The 23,594-nt window shown below is 63.0% G+C and carries 25 protein-coding genes, 1 tRNA gene, 1 pseudogene and 2 riboswitches; of the genes and pseudogenes, 11 read left to right on the forward strand and 16 right to left on the reverse strand.

From position 1 onward, the window contains the following. Window positions 1–11: 11 nt before the first annotated feature. The 6 genes from CAY53_RS01665 to CAY53_RS01685 form a co-directional block, all read right to left on the reverse strand. Entirely contained in the window at window positions 12–818 is an 807-nt protein-coding gene (locus CAY53_RS01665; RefSeq protein WP_104935670.1) for a hypothetical protein, read from the reverse strand. A gap of 22 nt (window positions 819–840) precedes the next feature. Further along, window positions 841–1,254 (reverse strand): pyridoxamine 5'-phosphate oxidase family protein, encoded by a 414-nt coding sequence (locus tag CAY53_RS01670; protein ID WP_104935671.1) that lies wholly within the window; start codon window positions 1,252–1,254, stop codon window positions 841–843. Between the two features lie 191 nt (window positions 1,255–1,445). Continuing rightward, window positions 1,446–2,702 (reverse strand): ISL3 family transposase, encoded by a 1,257-nt coding sequence (locus CAY53_RS01675; protein ID WP_104935672.1) that lies wholly within the window; start codon window positions 2,700–2,702, stop codon window positions 1,446–1,448. Between the two features lie 100 nt (window positions 2,703–2,802). Then, a complete protein-coding gene (locus CAY53_RS13840) occupies window positions 2,803–2,991 on the reverse strand; it encodes a MarR family transcriptional regulator (protein WP_342752455.1) in 189 nt (62 codons plus the stop codon). Between the two features lie 29 nt (window positions 2,992–3,020). After that, window positions 3,021–3,155, reverse strand: a complete 135-nt coding sequence (locus tag CAY53_RS13670) for a hypothetical protein (RefSeq protein ID WP_281261038.1) — start codon at window positions 3,153–3,155, stop codon at window positions 3,021–3,023. A 28-nt stretch (window positions 3,156–3,183) separates the two neighbouring features. Further along, window positions 3,184–3,950, reverse strand: a protein-coding gene (locus tag CAY53_RS01685; RefSeq protein ID WP_245874835.1) for an IS5 family transposase whose coding sequence is annotated in 2 segments (ribosomal slippage) — window positions 3,184–3,617 and window positions 3,617–3,950 — 768 coding nt in all. Because the reading frame shifts where the segments join, the coding sequence is not laid out codon by codon here. A 634-nt stretch (window positions 3,951–4,584) separates the two neighbouring features. Here CAY53_RS01685 and nadC point away from each other — a divergent pair. Both nadC and thpR read left to right on the forward strand, forming a co-directional pair. Continuing rightward, entirely contained in the window at window positions 4,585–5,421 is an 837-nt protein-coding gene (gene nadC, locus CAY53_RS01695; protein WP_104935674.1) for a carboxylating nicotinate-nucleotide diphosphorylase, read from the forward strand. A gap of 273 nt (window positions 5,422–5,694) precedes the next feature. Further along, window positions 5,695–6,330: an RNA 2',3'-cyclic phosphodiesterase gene (gene thpR, locus CAY53_RS01700; protein ID WP_104935675.1), complete on the forward strand. Its 636-nt coding sequence runs from the start codon at window positions 5,695–5,697 to the stop codon at window positions 6,328–6,330. Here thpR and CAY53_RS01705 read toward each other — a convergent pair. Beyond that, window positions 6,309–6,383 (reverse strand) — tRNA-Cys (locus CAY53_RS01705). The two genes, thpR and CAY53_RS01705, sit on opposite strands and share 22 nt — an antisense overlap. A 60-nt stretch (window positions 6,384–6,443) precedes the next feature. Here CAY53_RS01705 and rnc point away from each other — a divergent pair. After that, a complete protein-coding gene (gene rnc, locus CAY53_RS01710) occupies window positions 6,444–7,175 on the forward strand; it encodes a ribonuclease III (RefSeq protein ID WP_104935676.1) in 732 nt (243 codons plus the stop codon). A 39-nt stretch (window positions 7,176–7,214) separates the two neighbouring features. Here the strand turns inward: rnc and CAY53_RS01715 are convergent, their stop codons facing one another. The 6 genes from CAY53_RS01715 to CAY53_RS01740 form a co-directional block, all read right to left on the reverse strand. Beyond that, window positions 7,215–8,480, reverse strand: a complete 1,266-nt coding sequence (locus tag CAY53_RS01715; RefSeq protein WP_181040359.1) for an NCS2 family permease — start codon at window positions 8,478–8,480, stop codon at window positions 7,215–7,217. 249 nt (window positions 8,481–8,729) lie between these two features. Beyond that, window positions 8,730–9,386 carry a Dph6-related ATP pyrophosphatase gene (locus tag CAY53_RS01720; RefSeq protein WP_104937391.1) on the reverse strand — a complete coding sequence of 219 codons (657 nt, stop codon included), beginning with the start codon at window positions 9,384–9,386 and terminating at the stop codon, window positions 8,730–8,732. A 121-nt stretch (window positions 9,387–9,507) separates the two neighbouring features. Then, a riboswitch (cobalamin riboswitch) is annotated at window positions 9,508–9,690 on the reverse strand. A 172-nt stretch (window positions 9,691–9,862) separates the two neighbouring features. Beyond that, window positions 9,863–10,381: a FecCD family ABC transporter permease gene (locus tag CAY53_RS01725; protein ID WP_104935678.1), complete on the reverse strand. Its 519-nt coding sequence runs from the start codon at window positions 10,379–10,381 to the stop codon at window positions 9,863–9,865. Next, window positions 10,312–11,058 (reverse strand): ABC transporter substrate-binding protein, encoded by a 747-nt coding sequence (locus CAY53_RS01730; RefSeq protein WP_104935679.1) that lies wholly within the window; start codon window positions 11,056–11,058, stop codon window positions 10,312–10,314. The genes CAY53_RS01725 and CAY53_RS01730 overlap by 70 nt, the downstream gene beginning before the upstream one ends. A gap of 69 nt (window positions 11,059–11,127) precedes the next feature. After that, complete coding sequence (locus tag CAY53_RS01735) at window positions 11,128–11,271, reverse strand: helix-turn-helix domain-containing protein (RefSeq protein ID WP_104935680.1); 144 nt, start codon at window positions 11,269–11,271, stop codon at window positions 11,128–11,130. Window positions 11,272–11,307: 36 nt separating this feature from the next. Continuing rightward, window positions 11,308–12,777, reverse strand: coding sequence for a sigma-54 interaction domain-containing protein (locus tag CAY53_RS01740; protein WP_104935681.1), 1,470 nt, complete (start codon window positions 12,775–12,777; stop codon window positions 11,308–11,310). A 188-nt stretch (window positions 12,778–12,965) separates the two neighbouring features. After that, window positions 12,966–13,159, reverse strand: a riboswitch (cobalamin riboswitch). On the opposite strand from CAY53_RS01740, the gene CAY53_RS01745 reads away from it, so the two are divergent. Then, entirely contained in the window at window positions 13,152–13,673 is a 522-nt protein-coding gene (locus CAY53_RS01745) for a VWA domain-containing protein (RefSeq protein WP_104935682.1), read from the forward strand. Its footprint overlaps the riboswitch before it by 8 nt. Window positions 13,674–13,687: 14 nt before the next feature. Here the strand turns inward: CAY53_RS01745 and CAY53_RS01750 are convergent, their stop codons facing one another. Together CAY53_RS01750 and CAY53_RS01755 are read right to left on the reverse strand one after the other, a co-directional pair. Next, entirely contained in the window at window positions 13,688–14,350 is a 663-nt protein-coding gene (locus CAY53_RS01750) for a hypothetical protein (RefSeq protein ID WP_219842702.1), read from the reverse strand. A gap of 19 nt (window positions 14,351–14,369) precedes the next feature. Then, window positions 14,370–15,038 (reverse strand): vitamin B12 dependent-methionine synthase activation domain-containing protein, encoded by a 669-nt coding sequence (locus CAY53_RS01755; RefSeq protein WP_104935683.1) that lies wholly within the window; start codon window positions 15,036–15,038, stop codon window positions 14,370–14,372. Between the two features lie 524 nt (window positions 15,039–15,562). Here CAY53_RS01755 and CAY53_RS01760 point away from each other — a divergent pair. From CAY53_RS01760 to cbiR, 6 genes and pseudogenes are all read left to right on the forward strand, one after another. Continuing rightward, window positions 15,563–18,187, forward strand: coding sequence for a cobyric acid synthase (locus CAY53_RS01760; RefSeq protein ID WP_104935684.1), 2,625 nt, complete (start codon window positions 15,563–15,565; stop codon window positions 18,185–18,187). Next, window positions 18,184–19,188: an adenosylcobinamide-phosphate synthase CbiB gene (gene cbiB, locus CAY53_RS01765; RefSeq protein WP_104935685.1), complete on the forward strand. Its 1,005-nt coding sequence runs from the start codon at window positions 18,184–18,186 to the stop codon at window positions 19,186–19,188. The genes CAY53_RS01760 and cbiB overlap by 4 nt, the downstream gene beginning before the upstream one ends. Window positions 19,189–19,319: 131 nt before the next feature. Then, window positions 19,320–19,949 (forward strand): annotated as a pseudogene (locus CAY53_RS13845) (nicotinate-nucleotide--dimethylbenzimidazole phosphoribosyltransferase); the annotation flags it as partial. Window positions 19,950–20,017: 68 nt separating this feature from the next. Further along, window positions 20,018–20,359 carry a nicotinate-nucleotide--dimethylbenzimidazole phosphoribosyltransferase gene (locus tag CAY53_RS13675; protein ID WP_219842703.1) on the forward strand — a complete coding sequence of 114 codons (342 nt, stop codon included), beginning with the start codon at window positions 20,018–20,020 and terminating at the stop codon, window positions 20,357–20,359. After that, a complete protein-coding gene (cobS, locus tag CAY53_RS01775) occupies window positions 20,359–21,090 on the forward strand; it encodes an adenosylcobinamide-GDP ribazoletransferase (protein ID WP_219842704.1) in 732 nt (243 codons plus the stop codon). The genes CAY53_RS13675 and cobS overlap by 1 nt, the downstream gene beginning before the upstream one ends. A 10-nt stretch (window positions 21,091–21,100) precedes the next feature. Continuing rightward, the gene (cbiR, locus tag CAY53_RS01780; protein WP_104935687.1) at window positions 21,101–22,015 is read left to right on the forward strand and encodes a cobamide remodeling phosphodiesterase CbiR; all 915 of its coding nucleotides are present in this window, start codon (window positions 21,101–21,103) and stop codon (window positions 22,013–22,015) included. 278 nt (window positions 22,016–22,293) lie between these two features. Here the strand turns inward: cbiR and CAY53_RS01785 are convergent, their stop codons facing one another. Continuing rightward, window positions 22,294–22,716: a universal stress protein gene (locus CAY53_RS01785; protein WP_104935688.1), complete on the reverse strand. Its 423-nt coding sequence runs from the start codon at window positions 22,714–22,716 to the stop codon at window positions 22,294–22,296. Between the two features lie 535 nt (window positions 22,717–23,251). Between CAY53_RS01785 and CAY53_RS01790 the strand changes: the two genes are divergently transcribed. Then, complete coding sequence (locus tag CAY53_RS01790) at window positions 23,252–23,593, forward strand: hypothetical protein (RefSeq protein WP_104935689.1); 342 nt, start codon at window positions 23,252–23,254, stop codon at window positions 23,591–23,593. Window position 23,594: the final 1 nt, after the last annotated feature.

Genomic DNA, 23,594 nt, shown 5'->3' on the forward strand with positions numbered 1-23,594 from the left:
CCACGTTACGCTTACGGAAACAAGGATCCGGCTGTCATATCCAGGTAGTTCAGGCCGGCGTAATCGGGATACGCTTCCTTCACTTTCGCCACAAAATCATCCCTGCCGGAGCTGTGCGCCGCCAATTCCCGTACTTTTTTTACATAGGCGATCTTGGCAGCCACATCGGCCTGGACTTCCGGCCTATGGTGGCTCGACAATATCAACTGGTACCCTTTGGCCTGCATGTTTTGCAGGGAGGCAAGCACGGCGTCCATGTGATCCTGCCCCGCGAGGATGGAATGGGTATCGGCTCCCAGCATGTGCGTATATATGGCGTTGATGGCCTCTATTTCGATATCGTAGCTGTCTCCCGCGTCGATGATTTCAAAGATTATGCCGCCCACGGTGTTGGCGCCCGGTTCGAGGGTGGCGTCTATGGGCGGTATTTCCCTATTGAAGCCGGGGCCGAACGCCTGTCCCAGTTGCTCGGTGAGCGCCTTGGTGGCGCCGTTGGTGATGGCCTGGATGGCGCCGCTGGTGGCGTGGCTTTTTGCGTCGCCGTACCACTTGCCGCCGCTTGGGTGGGCGGAAATCAAAACATCCGTCAACGGCTTGCCGAGAGTACCGATATATTGCTTCCATTCCGCGATGTTGACGTCAAAGGCCGGGGACTCGATGGCGACAAGGTTCTTTCCGGTTTCCAGCACAAAGCATTCATCCGCCATTGCATCGGCAGTCTGGTAGGCGTGAAGTTTCATTGTGCCGAAATCGTAAATCTGGACAAAGCCGTGCTCCAGCTCCTTGTCGCTGAGCGTGTACGTTTTCAGATCTTTCATTTTGCGATCTCCGCTTCCTGGGTTAAAAAGAGCCGCTGCGGGGCGGTTTGCCGGAAAAATCGGCAATGGTGTAGGCGCCGTGCTCAATGCAGAACGTCGTGAAGTCCGGGTTGTCGGCCGTGCCGTAAAGGCTTTTGATCAACGGCCGCTCAGACAGGATGCGCTCTTTCACGGCGCGGTTGTCCTCAAGGGAGACTTTGCCGCTTACACGCAGCCAGGTCATATCCTGCCTGACCGCGCATACTTGAACGGCAGGGTTGGCCTGAAGCTGCCTGAACACGTCTTTGCTTCTGGCCGTGCAGAACCACAGCTTGCCGTCCTGCTCGAACTGATACTGAAACGCCCTCACGCGCGGTTCGTTACCGCTGACCGTGGCGACAAAGCACATGGGAGTTTCTGCCAGAATACCGGTGATTTCTTTTACCGCATCGTTCATAAGTACCTCTCTTGTCATGGTGGACGAGTCAGTCCTGCTGCAAATTCCGTAAAACCGCCTCCAGACTTCGGACACAGGCGGCCTGCTCCGCTGCACTCATACTGCCCCAGACTTTCCGCAGCAACCCGGCGGAAACCTCCTCCTGAATCCGGCGCATGGCTGCCCCTTTTTCAGTAAGAAAAACCGGCTCCTCAGCAGAATCTGTGGGTAGCTTTTGGGACAGGTAAGTCACCAATTCCGTGATACAATGCTATTTCTAAGCCATCATACGTCCGAAAACCATAGGATTGTTTTGTGATCACTTTGGCCTTGTTGTTCAAACCCTCCACACACCCGAGAGCGATCTCGCCTTGTGCTTGAAACCAGTTGAGCAAAAGAGGGCGATGAACCCTCAACATTTTGGCGACCTTCTTCATAGAGTTGAGCCTGGAGCGCATGGTTCTTGTGCACCAGGCATCAAGAAATTTGCCGGCCCAGGCCGGGGAACTGTACGCCCAGAATCGCTGAAAATCTTCCTTAAGCAGGTAAGCGCGGACGGTTCTGAGGTTGCAGGCAAGCAGTTCTCCGAGTTTGTCCACCTGGGTGTCGGTCAGGTTTTCAGGCCGTTTCAACAGACACCAGCGGCTTTTGGCCAGGAGCGGTTCTTTTCCTTGGCTTTTCAACTCGTTGGCCTCATGCGCCCTGATCTCGTCAATGGCCTTGCTCAGGTGGGACATGATATGGAAACGGTCAAGAACGTTGAGCGCATCAGGAGCTTTCTCCGCAATGACCCGCAGGTAGGGCTTCCACATATCGCTGCAAATAAACCGCAAGTGTTGACAGCTCTGTGGCCCGAACCAGTCGAAAAATCCCCGGAAGGTCTTGGTGGTACGGTCGCGGCCGATCCAGAGCAGCCGCCTTTTCCCCTGGTCAAGCTGATAGACCAGGGTGACAAACTTATCCTTGCGTCGGCGCCAGCAGATCTCGTCGGCGCCGATGGCCAGGACATTCGTCAAATCGCGATGCGCCAGCCCCCACTCCACGGCCATCCTGACCGAGCGGAAAACATTCTCCCACGAGGTGTGGAAGGCCCTTGCAAGCTCCAGCCAGGAAAGACGCTTCGCCCATCCGGCGAGGAACCACGCATAGGTGGTGGTCAGGTGGCTTTTCCCCTTTGCCCAGGGAACCCGCTCGATCTTGACGCCGCAATCGGGGCAGTTGACTCGTCTCATGGCATAGAGGAAGAAGACCGCGATTCCCCACAGGGGGACAAACTCAAACCGGCGCTGGGCCTGGGTATCGTAGCCAGGACAAACTTTGCCACAGCCGGAGCAGACTGGCCGGCTCCCTTTGCGTGGCCGGATCTCCAATTCCAGCATCAGCCGCCCTGCCAGCTCATGCAAGCTGGCAGGGCCATACACAAAACCTTTGTGGACCTGGATCCGATTCAGTATAGTTTTGATTTGCATCCCGTTTCTCCTCCCTTGGCTTTGGGAATATTCGTCGATCTCCACAATGCCAAAAAGGGAAACGGGATGCTCTCTTTTCAGGTTCCGTCAGGGAATATTTTCAGCCACCCAACAGCCTCATCGGCCCTGACGGGAACCCACAGATTCTGCTGAGGAGCCGAAAAACCAACTGCGCCCGCGCATCATCCGGGTCTGGTGCGCGGCGACAATAGCCCCGTTCTTCCAGGGTGCTGATCAGCCCGGTCACAGTATTCTTCTTCCTGTCGATGCGTTCTGCCAGCCTGTTCATCTGCAGCGGGCTTTCTTTGAACAGGGCATTCAGGACAGCGCCGTGAGCCGGCAGAACGTCTGTGATGCCTCGGCGGCCAGGGCATTGAGAATAAACGTGTTGGCCTGTTCGCGTATGGCCGAGGCAAGAGCTATAATGGCGTCAGGCTTGTAATGGCTTTGCATGTGCGCCCCTATTTAGGCTCAGGCCTCATTAATCGAGATAGAATATGACGGAAGCCGCGAGGCATAGAGCTGAAAAGAAGGTATGTGCGCAGCGGTCATAACGCATGGCTATTCTCCGCCAGTCCTTGATCCTGCCAAACATGATCTCGATCTTGTGCCGCTGTTTATACAGATCTTGATCGTACGAGCAGGGTCGCTTCCGGCTCCTTCTGGGCGGGATGCAGGGCGTAATGCCTCTGGCACGCAGGGCATCACGGAACCAGTCGGCGTCATAACCACGGTCCGCCAGCAGCGCCCTGACCTCGGGCAAAGCATCTATGGCATCCATAAGCAGGGCGGCTCCTTTGTAGTCGCTTACCTGGCCTGCCGTGAGCTTCATGGCCAGGGGCCTGCCGTGGCCGTCGCAAAGGGCATGGAGTTTGGAGTTCAGCCCGCCCTTTGTGCGGCCGATGCAGCGGGAAAGAGCCCTTTTTTGAGCAAACTGGCGGCGGTACGATGCGCCTTGAGGTGGGTCGCATCGATCATCACCTGGCCATCCTGTCCCGCTGTTTTTGCCAATTCGGTAAAAATGTTGTTGAAGATGCCCATCTGGCTCCAGCGCAAAAAACGATTGTAGAGCGTCTTGTACGGGCCATACTCGCGCGGCGCATCTTTCCACTGCAGGCCATGCTTGATGACATAAATGATGCCGCTGATGACTTTCCGGTCATCGACCCGCGGAATACCATGTGAACGTGGGAAGAAGGGCTTGATACGTTCGAGTTGTTCGGCAGAAAGGTAGAAAAGTTGGCTCATGGCGTCCTCCTTGAGCACAACTAACCAACTTTTCTGCTTTTTGGCAATTAATGAGGCCTGAGCCTAGTTCGATGGCGAACAAAACCGTTTCGCTTCATTTAGGTCGCCCACGAACAAATGTCAAGCGCAAAAATTATTCTGGGTCCAGTGCCCCGCGGAAAAAGCCGCAGCAATACGCATTCCAGGCCCCGCAATACGCCTCCATACGGCCCGCCCGGCAGTACATTTCCGGGCGGGGTGCCGCCGCCGGACAAACCTGCATGGCCGATGCCGCCCGGGCTGTCATACCCGGCAAAGTGTTTGTGCCGTATGGGCATGCGCTGCGGGCTTCGGCAACAAAAGCCCCGCATGCAGAGGAAGCGGAGTCTGACCGCGCAACGCGCCAGGGGCCTGGCGCGGGAAAATGCTTAGAATTTGCCCGGAAACTGTGCTACAATGGGGTCCTGATATGGATCTCGCTGTTTTTAATAAACTTTTTTCAAAGCCTCTCTCCTGCCCAGATGATTTTCTGAGTGCCCGGGGCAACACAAAAAAGAGCCTGACAGCGCCGGCTTCTTCCCTTTCTTTTGACGGTTGCGGCAAATTGGGAAAAACAACCTGCCCCCGCAGCCTGTTTTGGCTTCCACAATCTCCTATGGATACCCTGTTACTCGACCCGATTTTACGGCATTTTCTTACAGAAGACCTGGAGCACGGCGACATCACCACTGACGCCATCTTTGGCGAGGCCGACACGGCCAGCGCCAGCTTCATGGCCCGTCACGACATGGTGGCCTGCGGCATGGCCAGCATAGCCCCCCGCGTGTTCGCGCTCGTGGACAGCGGCGTGCGATGCACGGGCGCCGTGGCCGACGGCGCTCTGGCGCGCCAGGGTGATGTGCTGCTCCGGATCAGCGGTCCCACCCGCGCCATGCTGAAGGGCGAGCGGGTGGCGCTCAATCTGGTGCAGCGCATGAGCGGCATTGCCACCCGCACCCGCTCCTTTGTGGACAAAATTCAGGGCTGCAGGGCTGCCATTGTTGATACCCGCAAGACCACGCCCGGCCTGCGCATGCTGGAAAAATACGCCGTGCTGGCGGGCGGGGGCCGCAACCATCGCTACAGCCTGAGCGACGGCGCTTTGATCAAGGACAACCACATCGCCGCCTGCGGCTCCATCAGCGAGGCGGTGCGGCGGGTGCGGCAGACCGTGCCCCACACCATCAATATCGAGGTGGAGACCACGACCCTGGCTGAAGTGGCGGAATGTTTGCGCCTGAATGTGGGGCTTATCATGCTGGACAATATGGCGCCCGCGCTGATGCGGGAGGCGGTGCAGATGATTGCGGGCCGGGCGCTGGTCGAGGCCTCGGGCGGGGTCAATCTGGACAATGTGCGGGCCATTGCGGAAAGCGGCGTGGACATCATCTCCATCGGCGGGCTGACCCATTCGGCCCCGGCCTGCGATATCGGCATGGACTGGGATGCGTAGAGGCCGCGCGCAAGCGCTCAGTCCGCATTCATAAACTTTCAAAAATGCTCTTGCCGTCCATCTGTGGGAACAGGCCCTGCGCTGCCATGGTCAACCTGATCGGCAGGACCGTTGTGGATCCTGACGAGGTCCTGGCGGGGGGATTTGCCAGGTTGCCCCCTAGGAAGGAACATCCCGGGCCAGCCCATCCGTCCACTCGTTGCGCCAGGCTCGCCGTATCCCTGCCGCCGGGGCAGAGGCCCTGACGCGACACATGCCCTGCCTTTTCCGCCCATGCAAAAACGACTCTTCATAGCCCTGGACATGCCCACGGCCCCGCGTGCCGAGCTGGCCCGGCTGTGTACCGGCCTGCCCGGCGCACGCTGGACGCCGGAAAACCAGATGCATCTGACGCTCTGCTTTCTGGGCGAAACCGAAGGCAGCGCCTTTCTGGATCTCCGTGAAGCGCTCGCAGACATCAGGGCACAGGCCTTCTCGTTAGGCCTGCGGGGTCTGGGCTTTTTCCCGCCCCGGGGGACGCCGCGGGTGCTGTGGGCAGGCATCGAGGCCAATCCCGCCCTGCTGCACCTGCAGGCAAGGGTCCTCGCCTGTGTGCGGCGCCTCGGTCTGCCGCTGGAACAACGGAAATTTCTGCCGCATATCACCCTGGCACGCCTGAGCGAGGCCAGCCTGCCCAAACTGCAGGGCTACCTGTCCACATACGCGCTTTTTTCCGTGCCAGCCTTTCCGATGCAGAGCTTCTGCCTCTACTCCAGCCTCTTGGGCAGGGCCGGCGCCACCCACCTTGTGGAGGCCGAATACGAACTGGGCCCGGCCTGCTCTGCGACCGACCCTGACAGAAACAAAAAAAGCGGTCTCCGTACGAATACGAAGACCGCTGAATCCGCTGGAGGCGACGAGCGGAATTGAACCGCTGAATAAAGGTTTTGCAGACCTTCGCCTTACCGCTTGGCTACGTCGCCAGAATCATGGCCGGAACCATAAACAATTGACTTCCATTTGACAAGCAAAAAGAAAATCCCATGCCCAGTACCCAGACAGCCCTGCTGCAGGATCATGAAACCAGCCTGAACACGCTGCAGGCGCGCATCAGCTACCACTTTGCCGACCAGCAACTCCTCTTGCGCGCACTCATTCACAGCTCCTTCGCCTTTGAACATCTCTACGTGGGCCAGCACAACGAAACCCTGGAATTTCTGGGTGATTCGGTGCTGGATCTGACTCTTGGCTCCATGCTCATCACCCGCTACCCCGAATTGCGCGAGGGCAAGCTCACCCGCATCCGGGCCGCAATGGTGAACGAGCACTGGCTGGCCGGCATGGCAAAAGACATCCAACTGGACCGGCACCTGCTCCTGGGCCGGGGCGAGGAAAGCAGCGGGGGCCGGGAAAAATCCTCCATTCTGTCCAGCGCCTATGAGGCGCTCCTGGGCGCCATGTACCTGGACGGCGGTTACGATACGGCCCTGGCCTTTGTGCGCCGCCAGTTCGAGGGGCATCTCAATACCCAGAGGGACAACCTCCTCATGAGCGATCCGAAAAGCGCCTTGCAGGAATTCCTGCAGGACCGCCACAACGAGGGGCCGGTTTATACCCTGTTGACTCAGGACGGGCCGGCCCATGCCCGCGTGTTCACGGTCTGCGCCGCCTTCCACGGCGAGGAGCTGGGTCGTGGCCAGGCGGGCAGCAAAAAGGCGGCGGAGCAACTGGCTGCCCGAAGCGCGCTGGCCAGGCTGCTCGGTACCGGGCAGTGAGGCCGGGCCGGGCGCCGCCGGGTGATCCCGCAGGCTCTCCTACCCTGGAACAAAGATGTAGCGCAGGACGAACACAAGTGTCAGGACGTACATCCCCGGTTTCAGTTTTCCAGTGTTGCCGCGCAGCAGGTTGAGCAGAACGTAGCTGATAAGCCCAAGCTGAATGCCGTCGGAGATGCTGTAGGCCAGGGGAATAAAGGCCATGCACAAAAAGGCTGGAATGGCTTCGGCGTCGTCTTGCAGATCGATGCCTTTTATGGATCTGAGCGCATACAGGCCAACGATGACCAGGGCCGGACAGGTCGCCGCTCCGGGAATGGCCAGAAAAAGCGGCGCGAAAAAGAGCGCGAACATGAAGCCGGCGGCCGCTGTCAGGGCGGTCAGGCCGCTGCGTCCGCCCGCGGCAATGCCCGAGGCGCTTTCCAGGTATGAAGTCACGGTGCTGGAACCGAAGACCGCGCCCACTGTCGTACCGATGGCGTCTGCCATGAGCGCCCTGTTGATGCCCCTGATGCGCCCGTCGGGCAGGAGCAGGCCGGCCTGCGGCGCAAGGCTCATAATCATGCCCAGGGTGTCGAACAGGTCGATAAAGAGCAGGGTAAAGACCACGACCGCCATGTCGAGGGAAAATATCAGGGGCAGCTCCGTTTCCATCTGGCAGAAAATGGGCGCGATGGAGGGCGGGCCGCTCAGGATGCCGCTGAATCTGGTGATGCCCAGCGGAACGCCCGCCAGGGCCGTGCCCAGCAGACCCAGCAGGAGCGCGCCCGGAACCTTCCAGAGGAGCAGGAGTCCGGTCAGCACAATGCCCAGCAGCGAAAGCAGGCCCGGCCCGCTGGTGATGTTGCCGAGCATGACCAGCGTCGCCTCGCGGGACACGATAACCCCGCCGTTTTGCAGCCCGATAAAGGCCAGATAAAGACCGATGCCCCCGCCAATGGCGCAGCGCAGCGAGGGCGGCAGGGAGTTGACAATCGCCTCCCGCAGATTGGTGACGGTCAGGATGATGAACAGCAGGCCCTCGATAAAAACCGCGCTCAGCGCGAAGCGCCAACTGTAGCCCATGCCCAGGCAGATGGTGTAGGCGAAAACGGCATTCAGCCCCATGCCCGGGGCCAGGGCAAATGGCATTTTGGCGTACACGGCCATGACCAGCGTGGCGATAATGGAGACCAGAGCCGTCGTGGTGAACAGCGCCCCCCTGTCCATGCCCGTGCTGCTCATGACAGATGGATTGACGGCCAGAATATAGGACATGGTCAGAAAGGTCGTCAGCCCGGCCAGTATTTCCGTCCGGACTTGCATGGTCTTCCGGTCAAAGCCAAACAGTTTGTGCAGAAAGGTGTCCACGGCAGCGAAAGGTGTGCATACTTTGTTGAGGGATATGGGCTTTGCAGGGCCCTGCCTGTTGCTCTGTGATCTGACCCGCGTCCCCGCTCTGGCGGCGCTGTCGCCGGATGGGGCGGCCCTGCGCGGGCAGCGGCAGGCCTATGACCAGGCCCTGCAGGTTGCGTGCATTACCGCAACTCGAAGGCCACAGGAACCAGCGCCTTCTCACAGCCGCACAGGCAGCACGCTGCACGCCCCCTGCCTGAACGGCCGCCCCAAACGGGGCACAAGCGGGTAGCGGAACAGCGGGCCGTCATACACAAAGCTGTGATACTCGCCGTTTTCACCGCAGATATCAGCGCCCCTGCGGGCGATTTCGTCGGCCAGCGCGCGGGAAAGCGTCCGCCCCAAAAAGCTCTCATCCAACTGCGAGCGCCTGATCACGGTGATGGCGGCCTTGAAACCGCTGTCCACGAATTCGTACACCACACGCTTCCGGCTTTCCCGCCACAGGGGAAAGACACTCTCGATGCCGGCGTCCCGGCACAGGGCGTCGCACCAGTCATAATGCTCCTGGATGTCAATATCGCCAAAAGCGCAGCTCTCCACGCCTGCCCGCCGAAAATCCCGCAGTGCAGCCAGCATGTCCTGCCTGTACCCGTCGCCCTCTCCAACCGGGACCAGCCTGAGCGGGATGGCCATGGCCTCCGCAACCCGCTTAAGGATGTCGGGCTTCAGCCCGTGAAACCAGGAACAGCCCAAAGCCGCCCGGTAGGTGGTCAGCAGGGCGGCAGGCTGGCAACCCCGCCGAATCATACGGTACAGGGCCAGCGCGCAGTCCTTGCCGCCACTGTACGACATGACAAAGCGTTTTTCACTCATGCTCCGGCCAACTGGTTCTGGTTGCAGGAAAGGGCAGCCACTTGCATTGCGGCCGGCCTGAAGCCCTCCCGGCTTTTTTACGGCCTCGCGGGCCGGCATGGCCAGCAAAACCCTGCGCCCCACCCACAGGCTTGAGGAGATCGGTCTTCCGACTTCCGGGTCCGTCTGCCTTCCGCGCCTGCCCACAGAAAGGCAGTGGCTGTTTTGCAGAGTTCTTCCCCGGTTCCGGCGGCGCTTCCGTACCGGATTCAGGTCGGCTTCCCCGGGCCTGAACGAAGCCCCCATCCCATGCTGTCCTGCAGCAGCGGCGCGCAGGCTCAACCATGCAAATGGCGTACCACGCCAGGCACCCGTCCCGCGCCTTACACAGGCTGTCCGGGCCGCATCATGCCTGTCTTTGCGACGCACAGGCCAAAGCGGAACGCAGGCGACCGGTTGCCGCCCGCCCTGTCCCCGGAGGGTGGCCCACCAAGCCCCTACAGCAGCTCGCCGCTGCTGTTGCTCCGGAACAGGGTCCACAAAAAAAAGGGCCCGCCCACCATGGCCGTGATGATGCCGATGGGCAGTTCCGCCGGGGCCAAGATGCTGCGCGATACGAGGTCGCAGACAACCAGGAAACAGCCGCCCAGCATAAAGGCGTTGGGCAACAGGATGCGGTGGCTCCAGCCAAACCAGAGGCGGCAGAGATGCGGCGCCATCATGCCTACGAAACCAATGGGCCCGGTCACCGACACGATGGCCCCGACCATGATGGAGGAGACCGCAAAGGCCGCAATCTTGGTTTGGCGCACCGCCACCCCCCGGCTCGCGGCCAGCTCCTCGCCCGCAGTCAGCAGATCCAGCTCCGACGTCATGGCGCGGATGAGGAGGAGGGCGGCCATGACGATAAAGGCCAGATCCGCTATGCGGGCAGGCTCCACCCCGGTCAGGGAACCCATGAGCCAGCGCATGATGCGCTGGGCGTCATGGGCGTCGCTCCAGTACTGGATAAACATGACCAGACTGGAAAAGACAGTCTGGGAAAGGCGAGTTGGCCCTTGTACACGTTTTCGCCGCCCGCCGCCTCGATGAGTTCATTATAGAAGCCGTCACGCCCGATGATGTGGATTTCCATGATGGCACCCAGGTCCTGATACGAGTGCATGACGGCAAAGAGCACGCGGGGGCGTCTTTTGCCTGCGGCCTTTGCCCGCGCCGTCTTCAGCGCCTCGTCAAAGCGGCCGAGGATCGCTTCCGCCTTGGCCTCCTGCCCGGTTGCCGCGCCCAAATCGGCAATGGCCCGGAGCAGACCCGGCAGGGAGCGCGTGTCCAGCAGCAGCACCGGGATGCCCAGTTGCTCCAGAAGAGCTTTGATCGTGGTCTTGTCCACGGGCAGCACGGCCAGATCGGGCCGGATGCGCACGACCGCCTCGAGGTTGACATCGCCAAAGCCGCCCACATGGGGCTTTGCCGCTGCCTCGGGCGGATACCGGCAAAACTGGGTGACGCCCGCCACCTTTGGCCCCAGGCCCAGGGCATAGAGGCTCTCTGTGACGCTCGGGGCGAGCGACACAATGCGTTCGGGCGCGGCAGGCGGAGCGGGCGGCGTGAAGGCGCGCACCAGGGCCTGACGAGCCAGACCCGTCAGCAGCAGCAGGGCCGAAAGGCAAAAGCAGAGAAGCGGTTTGCGCATGTCTGCCTCGGAGCGTCGTGGGCGCCGGTCAAAGGAGGGCCTGCCGCCATGAAGAGCGTCCCTGCGCCGTCACTGCGCGTTTTCCCGGGGCTCTTTTTCGTGACCAGAAAACAGGCCGCGCTCCCGCAGTTTGCGGTAGAGCTTGCTGCGGGAGATGCCCAAGGCCTTGGCGGTCTTGACCTTGTTGCTCGGAGCGCCGTGGGCGCCGGTCAAAGGGGGCCTGCCGCCATGAAGAGCGTCCCTGCGCCGTCACTGCGCGTTTTCCCGGGGCTCTTTTTCGTGACCAGAAAACAGGCCGCGCTCCCGCAGTTTGCGGTAGAGCTTGCTGCGGGAGATGCCCAGGGCCTTGGCGGTCTTGACCTTGTTGTATTGAAAAGTCTCCAGGGTATCCTGCAAAATCTTCCGTTCCGCATGCGCCCCGGCCTCGGCAAGCATGCCCGACACGCCTCCGGCGCCGCCTTGCACCGCTTCCCCGGCCGCGCCGCTTCCCTGGATCTCGCGCACAAAACGTACAGGCAGATGCCGCATGGTCAGGATGTTTTCCCCCTCTTCCAGCGCGTAGACCCCGTAGGTCAGGACATTCTTGAGTTCGCGCACGTTGCCGCGCCAGAAATTCTGCTGGAAGGCCCGCAGCACCTCGTCGTCAAGATAGATGCCGCGCGCCCGCTCCTTGCCCACGCACTGGGAAATGCAGTGGTGCACCAGCATGGGCAGATCGTGAATACGCTCGCGCAGGGGCGGCACGACCAGCTCAAAAACACTCAGACGATGGTAGAGATCCTCACGGAACAGGTGCTGCATCACCATGGCCCGCAAATCCCGGTTGGTCGCGCAGAGCAGCCGGAAATCCGAACGCAGCGCGCCCCTGTGGGCGATCTTCTGGATTTCGCCGCTTTCCAGCACCCGCAGCAGCTTGGCCTGCACCGGCAAGGGCTGCTCGCCGATTTCGTCCAGGAAAATGGTGCCCGTATCGGCCAGCTCAAATTTGCCCTTCATGCCCTCGGCCCTGGCCCCGGTGAAGGCGCCCTTGTCGTAACCGAACAGCTCGGATTCCATGAGTTCATGTGGAATGGCCGCGCAGTTCACGGAGATGAAGGGCCTGTCGGCCCGGGGACTGGCCATGTGCAGGGACTGGGCCACGAGTTCCTTGCCCGTGCCGGACTCGCCGGCAATCAGAATCGGCTCCTGGCTGAGGGCGAAGCGCCGCCCGAGGCGGCGCAGGTTTTTCATGGCCGCGGAACCGCCCACCATGCATTCAAAGGTGCACAGCCCGTTAACGCCCAACTTGCATTGACCGGACCAGGTATTCAGCGTCTGGGCCGCATCCATCAGGGCCAAAACCGCGTCCCGGCCCATCCGGGGCGAAAGGCTGAGCACGAGCACCCCCCGCAGATCGCCTGTACGGCTGACCAAAGGGTAACGCAGGGACACGCCCAACCTGCTGGTGTTCGTCACGCTGGGGCAAATCACCATTTCCTGGGCGCGCAGGCACTCCATCACGCCCCGGTAACCGGTCAGAAAATAGTCGGAGACATGGCGGCCCGCCACATCCTCCGGCAGATCGAACATATCGAGATAGGCCTTGTTGCAGTAGATAAAACGGCCGTTGATGGAGAACAGGGCCAAACCAATGGGCAGGACATGAAAAAAGGGATTGGATTTGGCGCTCTCTATAAAGGTGATGACATCCACGTCACAGATAATGGGCGAGTCTTGCATGACGCCTCCTGTGTCAAGGTTGCAGCCGCCATGAAGGCTCCAGGCACCTGGTATAAACGGCGCACGGCAAAGGCTCGGCGGGCGCTTCCAACTCTCGAAGAGCAAACAAAAAAAGCGGTCTCTCTCCCTGAAAGAGCCCGCTCTCCGTTTTTTTCGCCAGGCTGTTCCAGCCCATCCCTGCAGGCCGGAAAAGATCCTATGACAAGGCAGGTCTTCTGGCTTCCGGATCGATATCCTGCCCGCGTCTGCCCATTTCAGCCGGAACAGTGACTGATGCAATCGTGCGGGTGTATTCCCCGGTTACAGCGGCGGTTCCGCGACGGTTTTACACCGTCTTCCCTTTTCAGCCCCTCTGCAAGGCGCCTTGTGCCTTTATGTTTAACTGGCTGACCGCTGTCTGGCAAGCCTCATTTCAAAAAAGCGCCCTGCGGCACAGGCCCCCCGGGCAGCGGTGGAGCGCCCTGAACCTGCTCCTGCAGGTCATCGGCTTTTTCGACAACAATATCGTGGAGATCCTCCGCAGGCACGACCGGGTGTCGCCGCGCATCAGAATCGTTAGCAATGGCGGCACCCTGTGCGGCAACGCGGTGCAGTACGCCATGCAGCAGTTCACCGGGTCCCGGTCGTCGCGCAAGATCATCATGATGATCACCGACGGCGATGCCAACGACACCGAGGAGTTTCACGATGCCATCGTGCGGGCAAAGCAAGCGGGCCTGGAATTTCTGGGTCTGGGCATTCTGGACGAACACATCACCCGCTACCTCGATGAGGAGGAGTGCTGCGTCATCGAGGACCTGCGCCGGCTCGCGCCGGAAATCTTCCGGATGCTGCGCGCCAGGCTCTGCGGCGGGACGGGGTGGAACCCTTCCGGCACGAACAAGTTCCGGACCTGAAGCCAGCCCTGTCCTCAGCCGCCCCGATAGGCGGCCTGGCGGCCCCGACAGGCCGGCTGCGGACAGAGGCGGCAGTTGTAAAACTTTTTCTCTGTCTCAAAGAAAACGCCCGACTCGCTGTACTCCGGCTTCATCATGAAGCTGGGCAGGAGTGCCACGCCGAGCCTCTCGGGCACCGGGGCCAGGAGCCGGAACAGCTCGCCCTGCTGCTCGATGGGCCAGGCGGCCAGCGAGCCCGGGCTCATGAGCGAGAGCTGCCGCATGCCGTATTCCTGCAGCAGTTTCTCCTCCAGAAGCTTCAGGTACTGGGCGGGCGCAATTTCCCGCAGGAAGGCGGAAACCACCACATCGAACCGGGATTCCAGCCCCAGGGCCCATTCGTGGAGTTCCCTGCCCTCCGTCACCAGATAGGGAAAGACGCGGCCCAGGCCAGCCATATGCTGCACCATGAGCGGACTGGTCAAAATGACGTGGTCCATGCGCATGCGGTCCGCATCCAGGGCCTTGAGCGCGGAGAGTCGGGCCGCCGCCTTCGGGCGGGCCACGTCGACTGCCGCTGCCGCCAGCCTCTCCAAACGCCTGATCAGGGCTGTTTTGCCCTCGAGCTTCAGCTCCTTGACAAGTGCAGGCATATCAAGGCCAAGGGGCACGCCTGCAACGCTTACGATCTGTGCCACGCGCCCGTCCTCCACGCTCTCAGCCCGCCTGACAGGCCGCCTTGCGGTTGCGGCAGTTTGCCTGCGGGCAGAGCCGGCAGTTGTAGTACTTCTGCTCCGTCTCGAAAAAGATGCCGGAGACGCTGTACTCGGGCTTCATCAGGAAGGCGGAACTCAGCGTCAGCTGCAGTTCATCCGGAACCGGGGCCATGAGTTCGAAGAGTTCCGCCTGCTGCTCGATGGGCCAGAGCGCCAGCGAGCCCGGGCTCATAGCGGAAAGCTGCCTGATGCCGTACTGCTCCAGCACCCTGGCCTCCAGGGCGTCCCTGTACTGCAGGACGGTCTTTTCCCGCAACGCGCTGGCCAGCATCCGATCGAAGACCGAGCCGAGCGCCTCGCTCCAGGCGGCCAGCTCCGGCCCTTCCGTGGCCAGATACGGGAAGGCCCGGGCCAACTGCCCCATGTTTCTGACCATAAGCGCACTGGTAAAAATCACATCGCCGATCTTCGTATGCTCACCGTCCACCACAGCCAGCGGAAACAGCCTGGCCACGCCCTGCGGCCTGGCCAGGGACCTGACTTCCCCGGCCAGCTTTTCCAGGCGCTTCATAAAGGCCGGCCTGCTGTCGATACGCAGGCTCCTGCCGAGAGCGGGCAGGTCAAAGCTCAGCGGCAGCCCTGCCACCACAACACTGTCCTGCAAGGCCATCTTCAGTCCTCCCTGGCGGTATCGAGCTTTAAGGAGCAGCTCTGGAATCCTGTATGCAATATCCATACAAAGCAGGCGCGCAACGCAGGTGCGGGCATCATCCGGCACTGTCAACAATACGGAGAAAAGAGGCGCCAATGCGCTGCCTTCGGGCCTGGTTCCGGCGCGCATGGGGCCGGAACCAGCCGCTGCACACAGGGATACCCAGAGTGTAATCGTTTGGCGACATGTTTTTTCAAGGGCCTCGATACAGTACAATTGCCCGTAACTTCCGGATAAAAAGGCAGAGCGCCCGGAACAGGCGGCCTTCGGCACCGGGACAGTGCGTCCGGAAATGAAACACAATGTCTCTTCTGTCCCGATCCAGAGACAGGCCGCCGGACAGCCAAAAGCATCGCCGCTCCGGCGACTGGCGCTGGCAAAGAGCGCATCCGGCGGGTATGGTAGAGCGCAGCCGGGCCGGGAGCCCGGCATACAATGGCGTCACGAGCAAACGCCGGACAGCCCTGAGCATGAGGACGGCTATGAACCCAGAAGAGCACGGCGGCGATTTACGTGGCATGGCAGCCATCTCCGGGAGGGAACCAGGGGCATTGCTGGATTTCAGCGTGAACATCCGGCCCGAGGGCCCGCCGGAATTCCTGTTTGCGGCCATGCTGAGGGCGCGTGCCACCCTGAGCGCCTATCCCTCGCCCCACGCCGAGGAGGCCCTGGAGGCCGCCGCGCACCATCACGGCATTCCGGCCGCCCGTTTTCTTTTCGGCAACGGCAGCAACGAACTCATCCATGCCTGTGCCCGCATGCTCAAAAAACGGGGCGTGCCCGCTGTCTGCATCGTGGAACCGGCCTTCAGCGAGTACGCACTGGCCTGCCGCCGCGCCGGACTGGAACTCTGCCACGTCTGGGGCGGTCTCGCCCGGGCCAAAGGCTCAGGCCCTGCCAACGAAGATGGGGGACTCGCCCGGCTGCTCGCCAGTGCACCGTCCGGGGCAGCGGTCTTTCTCGCCAACCCCGGCAACCCCTCGGGCATCTTCCGCAATCCGGACGAATATCTGGCCTGCATGCGCCGGCGCCCGGATCTGCTCTGGATTGTGGACGAAGCCTTTGTCGAGTACGCCGGGCCAGAGGCAGACTGTTCCCTTGTGCGCCGGGCGCCGGAAAACAGCCTGGTGCTGCGCTCCTTGACCAAGTTCTACGCCGTGCCGGGTCTGCGTATCGGCTATCTGGCCGCTGCCCCGGAACTGATCGCGGCCCTGCGCGCCGAAATCCCCATCTGGAACCTCAACGCCTTTGCCCTTGCCGCAGCCGTCGCGGCCCTGACGGACCGCTCCGGTTTTGCGGAGCAGTGCCGCCGGGAGAACGCCGCCCGCCGCGACGATCTCGCCAGGCGTCTGGCCGCCTTGCGCGGCGCCGAGGTTTTTCCTTCCGCAGCCAATTACCTGCTCTTCCGCCTGCCAAAAGCGCCCCGGGATCTGCGCGAGCTCCTGCTCCGCCGCTTTGGCATCGCCCTGCGGGCCTGCGCCAACTATCACGGACTGGAAGACGGCACCTGGTTTCGCGCCGCCGTCCGCCTCCCCGAGGAGCACCTGCGCCTGGTCAGCGCCCTGCGCGCGGTTCTCTCCGGCAGGGCCAGCGTGCGTCCCGCGCCCGCCGGAGCAGCCGTTCCCGCCCTCATGCTGCAGGGCACGACTTCGGATGCAGGCAAAAGCGTTCTGGCCGCCGCGTACTGCCGCATTTTTCTGCAGGACGGCTACAGCGTCTGCCCCTTCAAGGCGCAGAACATGGCGCTCAATTCCGGGGTCAGCCCGGCGGGCGAGGAGATGGGCCGCGCCCAGTTGCTGCAGGCCCAGGCCGCCCGCGTCACCCCGGACGCGCGCATGAACCCCATCCTGATCAAGCCGCACGGCGGCGGCATGGCGCAGCTCGTCGTGCGCGGGGTCTCCACCGGCCACATGCCCATTCTGGAATACGGCAGCAAAACGGACGAACTCTGGCGCACGGTCACCAGGGCCTACGACGAACTCGCCCATGGCCGCGACCTCATGGTGCTGGAGGGCGCGGGCGGCGCCGGCGAGGTCAACCTGAAAAAACACGATATCGTGAACATGCGCATGGCCCGCTATGCAGGGGCACGGGTGCTGCTCGTGGGCGACATCGAGCGCGGCGGCGTATACGCCTCCCTGCTCGGCACCTGGATGACCTTCACCGATGCCGAGCGCCGTCAGCTCCTGGGCTATATCGTCAACCGCTTCCGGGGCACGCCTTCGGTCCTGGGCCCGGCACACGACTACCTCCTGGAGCATACCGGACTGCCCGTTCTGGGCGTCATTCCCTATCTGAGCGATCTCGTGCTGCCAAAAGAAGACACGGCCAGCCTGTCCCGGCAGGAAAACGGCGCTGCGGCCGGGCCGGAAACCCTGGACATCGCTGTGCTCATGCTGTCCGGCATCTCCAATTTCACGGATTTCCAGCCCTTCGAGACGGAACCCAACCTGCGCCTGCGCTACATCCGCAGCCTGCAGGACTGGGGCGCGCCGCACGTGGTCATGCTGCCCGGCTCCAAGAGCGTGATGCGCGGGCTCGAGGAACTGCGCGAATCCGGGCTGGCGGACAAACTGCTGGCCCATGCCCGCGGCGGCGGCTGGGTCTTTGGCATCTGCGGCGGCCTGCAGATGCTGGGCAGGGCCGTGTTCGACCCGGAGGCGGTGGAATCGCCCCGGTCCGAAGCGCCGGGCCTGGGTCTCATGGATCTGCGCAGCACCTTTGCCGCCAAAAAGACACTCATCCGCGTGGAACGGGCGCAGACCCCCCTTGGCCTGGCCTCTGGCGGCTATGAGATCCACCACGGGGTCACGGAAAACGGCCCGGAGGCCCTGCCGCTCTTCCGGCGACACGACGCCTCCGGGGCGGACAGAGGCATCTGCGGCTATGTGACCGGCCGCTGCTGGGCCACGTATCTGCACGGCATTTTTGACGATGACGCCTTTCGCCATGCCTGGATCGAGCATGTCCGCGCCAGTCTGGGCCTGCCCGCCCTGAGTGGCCAGGCCGGCGTCTACAGCCTGGAAAAGGCGCTGGACCGGCTGGCGGACACGGTCCGCGAACACTGCGACCTGCAGAGCATCTACCGCGCGCTGGGGTTGAAATGACGCTGGCCGCGACGCTGCTGCTCCCCGCCGCGCTGGCGCTGGACCGGCTCCTGGGCGAGGCGCCCGCCCGCATCCACCCCGTCTGCCTGATGGGCGCCCTGGCCAGCCGCCTGGAGGCCCTGCTGAGACACGGCCCCAACAGTGGGCGCATGTTCTGGGCCGGAGTGGCGGCCGGCACGCTTGTCGTCCTGCCCGCGGCCGGGGCGGCGGCAGCCCTGGTTCTGCTGGCGGAAAGGTATGGCGGCGCGCCGGGGGGCTGGGGCGCGGCGGCTTTTGCGGTCTATATCTGCCTGGCGCCGCGCTGTCTGCAGGAAAGCGCCCTGCGCGTTGCAGGGCACCTGGAACAAAAGGATCTCGGCGCCGCGCGCGAGGCCCTGGGCTGGATTGTGGGCCGCCAGACTGCAGAGCTCGACGCGCACGGCGTGGCCCGGGCCTGCGTGGAGAGCGTGGCGGAAAACCTGACCGACGCGGTGCTGTCCACCCTGTTCTGGGCCGGCATCGGCCTGGCGCTCCTGGGCTATCCGGGCGCTGCGGCCCTGGCCCTGGCGCACCGTGCCTGCAACATGCTGGATGCCATGTGGGGCAGGAAGAATGACCAATACATCCGTTTCGGCACCTTCGCGGCCCGCATGGACGACGCCCTGAATTGCATCCCGGCCCGGCTGGCGCTGCCCTGTATCGCCCTGGCCGCGCGCTTCAGCCCGGAGCTGCGTCCGGCGGAGAGTCTGCGCGTGGGCTGGCAAGACCGGCACGGCCACGAAAGCCCCAATTCCGCATGGAGCGAAGCCCCCTTTGCGGGCGCCCTCGGCCTGAAGCTGGGCGGCCCCGCCATCTATGGCGGCATGACCACCCAGCATCCCTGGATTGGCGAGGGCACACCGGATGCGACGGCCGGCCATATCCGCCTGGCCGTCCGCCTGATGTGGCATGCCGCCCTGACCTTTGCCGCATTCGCGGTGCTGGCGCTGGGCGCTGTCTCCCTGATTGGAGCCTCAGGCTGACAGGATGCCGACAACCCGGCGCCGAAAGGCAGGCGCAGGACGGCTCCGGCGGGTCTGGCACATAACTTGCTATTTTCCAAAGAGCAAGCAAACCCGCTTTTCCGCGTTGCACTCCGAAGGAGCGTGCCCCCATGCATAACCTGGTCATCCCGCCCTTTTCCGAAGAGGCCGCACAGGCCGCCCAAAAACGTCTCGACGCGCTGGCCAAGGTGCCCCGCAGCCTCGGGCGGCTGGAAGAGCTGGCCGTGCGGCTGGCCGGCATCACGAACAGGGAGCGCCCCTCCTTTGCCGGCAAGGGCCTTGTGCTCTTCGCCGCGGACCACGACATCACCCTCCAGGGCGTGAGCGCCTCGGGTTCGGAAGTCACGGAAATCCAGGTCCGCAACTTTCTGCAGGGCGGCGGCGCCATCAACGCCTTCTGCCGCAGCGCCGGGGCCAGCCTGACCGTGGTGGACGTGGGCGTAAAAGGCGAGCTGGAGGGCGCCGAAGGCCTGGTCCGGCGCAAAGTCGTGCATGCGGCCCGCGATTTCAGCATGGGCCCGGCCATGAGCCCCGGGGAGGCGCTGGCCTGTCTGCAGGTGGGCATCGACATGGCCCGCGAGGAGGCAAAAAAAGGCAAAACCCTGCTCGCCGCAGGCGAAATGGGGGTGGGCAACACCTCGCCCTCATCGGCCATTACCGCGGTGCTCACCGGCGCCGGCGTCGAGGTGGCGACCGGTGTCGGCTCAGGCATCCCCTCGGAGCGGGTGCGCAAAAAGGCCGAACTGATCAGGCAGGGCATCGAGCTGAACCGTCCGGACCCAGGCGATGCCCTTGACGTGCGGCCAAGGTGGGCGGCCCGGAAATCGGCGCCATGGCGGGCTTCATGCTGGGCGGCGCGTCGCTGCGCATTCCGGTGGTGGTGGACGGCTTCATCGCCGGGGCGGCAGCGGCCATTGCCATCGGCCTCAGACCCGCTGTCCGCGACATGCTCGTGGGCTCGCACGCCTCCTCCGAGCCCGGGCACCGCGTGCTCATGGACTTTCTCGGGATCCCCTCCTATTTCGATTTCGGCCTGCGTCTGGGCGAGGGCACGGGCGCGGTCCTGCTCTTTCCCATCATCGATGCCTCGACCCGCATCCTCTCTGAAATGCCGACGCTGCACGAACTGGCCATCCGGAGGTATTACTGATGTTCCGCGACGCACTGTGCTTTTTCACCCGCCTGCCCCTGGGTGCGCCCTCCGCCACCGCATCGTTTCAGGGTGTCGTGGCCTGGATGCCCGCCGTGGGCCTGATCGTGGGCCTGATCATGGCCGGCACGCTGTGGCTGTGCGCGACGCTGCTGCCCACGCCGCTCTGCGGCCTGAGTGCCTGCCTGGTCTGGATTGCCGTCACCGGGGGGCTGCATCTGGATGGCGTAGCCGACTGCGGCGACGGCCTCTTTGTCGAAGCGTTGCGGGAACGGCGGCTCGAAATCATGCAGGATTCGCGGCTGGGCGCCTTCGGCGTCATCGCGCTGTTTTTCGTGCTGGCGCTCAAAAGCACTGCCCTGGCCCTTCTGGGCTCGGGCTTTGTCCAGGGCGCATACGGCTTCTGGACGCTGCTTGCCGTCTGCGCTCTGGCCGCGACCCTGGGCCGTTGCGCGGTTTTCGCGGCGGCGCGGCTGCCTTCGGCCCGGCCCGGGGGCATGGGCGCCGCAGCCAGCGCGGGCATAAGCCGGCGACACGAGCGGATCGCGCTGGCCGTGGTGCTGGCCCTGTGCCTCGTCACCCCCAGGGGTTTCAGGGCCCTGCTCGCCGCGCTGCTCGTGGCCTGCTGCCTGCTCCTTGTCGCGAAAAGGCGTCTGGGCGGGGTCACGGGCGACGTCTTCGGCTGCCTCGTCGAAATCACGGAGTGCGCCACGCTGCTGGCTTGCGTCTGAAGGCGGCTGCATGGAAAAATACACCCTTCCCCACATCAGGCTGGGCGGCACCTCCTTTCTGCTCCACGAGGAATACGTTCCAGCACTGCGCTTTGCCGCCGCGCGCTGCGAAGACATTGCCCTGCTCCTGCTTCAGGCCGGCCAGGACGGAGAACTGCTGCCCGGCCCGGAGGAGATCCGGGAAATCGGCAGGATCTGCGCGGGCGAAGGCACGAGCCTGCACGTCCACCTGCCCACCGACGTGGATTTCAGCACCGCCCAAGGTACTCGCCACGCGGTCAGGAAAGTGCAGATCGCCATCGAGCGCGCCGCGCCGCTCGCTCCGCACAGCTTTGTCCTGCACGTCGCTCCGGTCACGCAACAAGACGCAGCCAGGGCATGGGGCATGCGGCCGAACGCGGTGCCGGAGGCGCAGCGGCAGTGGATCGCCCGGGCCCTGGCCGGGATTGCGGCTTCGCTGCCCGCGCCGGAAATGCTGGCCATTGAAAATCTCGAGACCTTCCAGCCGGACTTCTGGGACTGCTGGCTGGAAGACAGGCCCTACTCGCGCTGCCTGGATGTCGGGCATCTCTGGAAAGACGGCCAGGACCCAGCACCCATACTGCAGGCCTGGTTTTCCCGGGTGCGGGTCATACACCTGCACGGCCTGAAACCGGAAAAGGGCCCGACCGCCGCCGCAGCGCCGGCCTGCGCAGCGGTAACCCTAAACGGGCGGTTCCGGCGCCTCTTCGGGCCCCATCCAAGGGACCACAGTTCCCTGCGGCTCATGCCGGCGGATGCCATCGACGCCTGCATGCATCCGCTCTGGAAAAACGGCTATGCGGGCACGCTGGTGCTGGAGGTCTTCGACTTCGAGGCATTCAAGGCCTCGCACGCTGTCCTGCTGCAATCATGGGAACGCTATGCGGCCCAGCCCCGGCAATAGGGGCGCGCGATTTCGATCAGGCCGGGCCCCGTGCACAGGGCCCTGACCATCCGGCAATGCGGGCCTGGCGCAGCGAACCGGCGCGGGTCTCAACAACCTGGGCCGTATTGGCAAGGAGCGCGGTCAAAGCGAGAGCAGGGATGCGCGCTCCGGCCTACAGGACAGCCGTATGCATGCGGCGGAAGCCTCCGGGCGACCATGGGGCCACGAAGGCCAAGGCACGGGCCCAAAAGGGCATGAACGCAACAGATCATGCCCTTTAACGTGCTGTCAGGCCGCTATCTCCGGACGACGAGCAGGGGGATGTCCGTCTCGCGCAGCACGCGCTCGGTGATGGAGCCAAACAACATGTCCTCCAGACCGTCCCGGCCATCGGTGAACATGACGATGAGGTCAACCTTTTCCTCGTGCGCCACCTTGACGATGACGGTCGCAACGACGCCGAAGTCGATGCGGGTGTGGTGCCTGATGCCGGCCTCGTCCAGCTTTTCGAGCAGGGGGGCCAGCGCTGCCCGGCCCGCGCTTGTCTCTTCGTCGACAAGCTCCTTGCGGGCTGCTCCCCCCACAAGGGAGGGCACGGGATTGGTGATGTGCAGAAGCACGATCTCGCCATCGCAGATCCCCATGGCGTGGGCCAGAGCCTTGTGGGTCCGGTCGCCGCTGTGCTTCATGCTGACTGGCACGAGAATTTTCTTGTACATGATGCTTTCTCCCCTTGAATTGACTGATACCGCGGCTTCGCGCTATGTGCTTCCATGCCGCAGCCACGGCCGGTCTGGACAAAAGAATTTCTACAGTGACGAGCGGGCGGCGCCATGTTCCAGGCGCCCGGACAAAGCCGCCAGGGCAACATAGCATGAAAGCCTTCATTTGACCAGAGCGGGGAAAGGAACGCAAGGCAGCCACCCGGCGGATTCCCGTTGCCAATGCCCCAAAGGGGGCTGAAAGGGCTGGGGGCAAAGAGCGGAGTTCCGGCGGCCTGGACAGTGTCAACGGGCCCTGGGCCGGAAAGATCCGCGCATCCCGCACCACCGTACACAGGCAGTATGCATCGACATCGAAGCGTTGGCGGGCATGCCCTCTTTTGGGCGGAGCGGCAGGCGGAAAGGCCCGGAATTTTTTTCCCGCCGGATCGGAAATGTGCTTGGGCGGCAGCCCCCGAGTGGGATATATTCCATCCTCTAGGCTCCCTGTCCGGGGCCTTTAACAAGCAATGGAAACAGGAGTCCCGCCGCCATGCGTGCCCGCATCGTCAGGTATGACAAATATATCTCCGGCCTGCTCGAGGCAGACAGTACGGAAACCAGTTGGCAGCAGGTTCGTGAAGACCTGCTGGTCCAGATTGGCTTCTTCCAGCACGAGCGGCTGATTCATCTGCTGGTGACCATCTGCTTCGCCCTTCTGGCCATGATGGGCCTTTTCCTGCTCCTCATCCACAACAGTCTTGCCAGCATCCTCCTCCTGCTCCTCTTCATGGTGCTCCTGCTGCCCTATATCAACCACTATTACATCCTCGAAAACAGGACCCAGAAGCTCTACGAATATTACGACGCCATCAGTAAAAAAATACAACAGTGAC

The organism is Desulfobulbus oralis (assembly GCF_002952055.1).
Taxonomy (GTDB): Bacteria; Desulfobacterota; Desulfobulbia; order Desulfobulbales; family Desulfobulbaceae; genus Desulfobulbus; species Desulfobulbus oralis.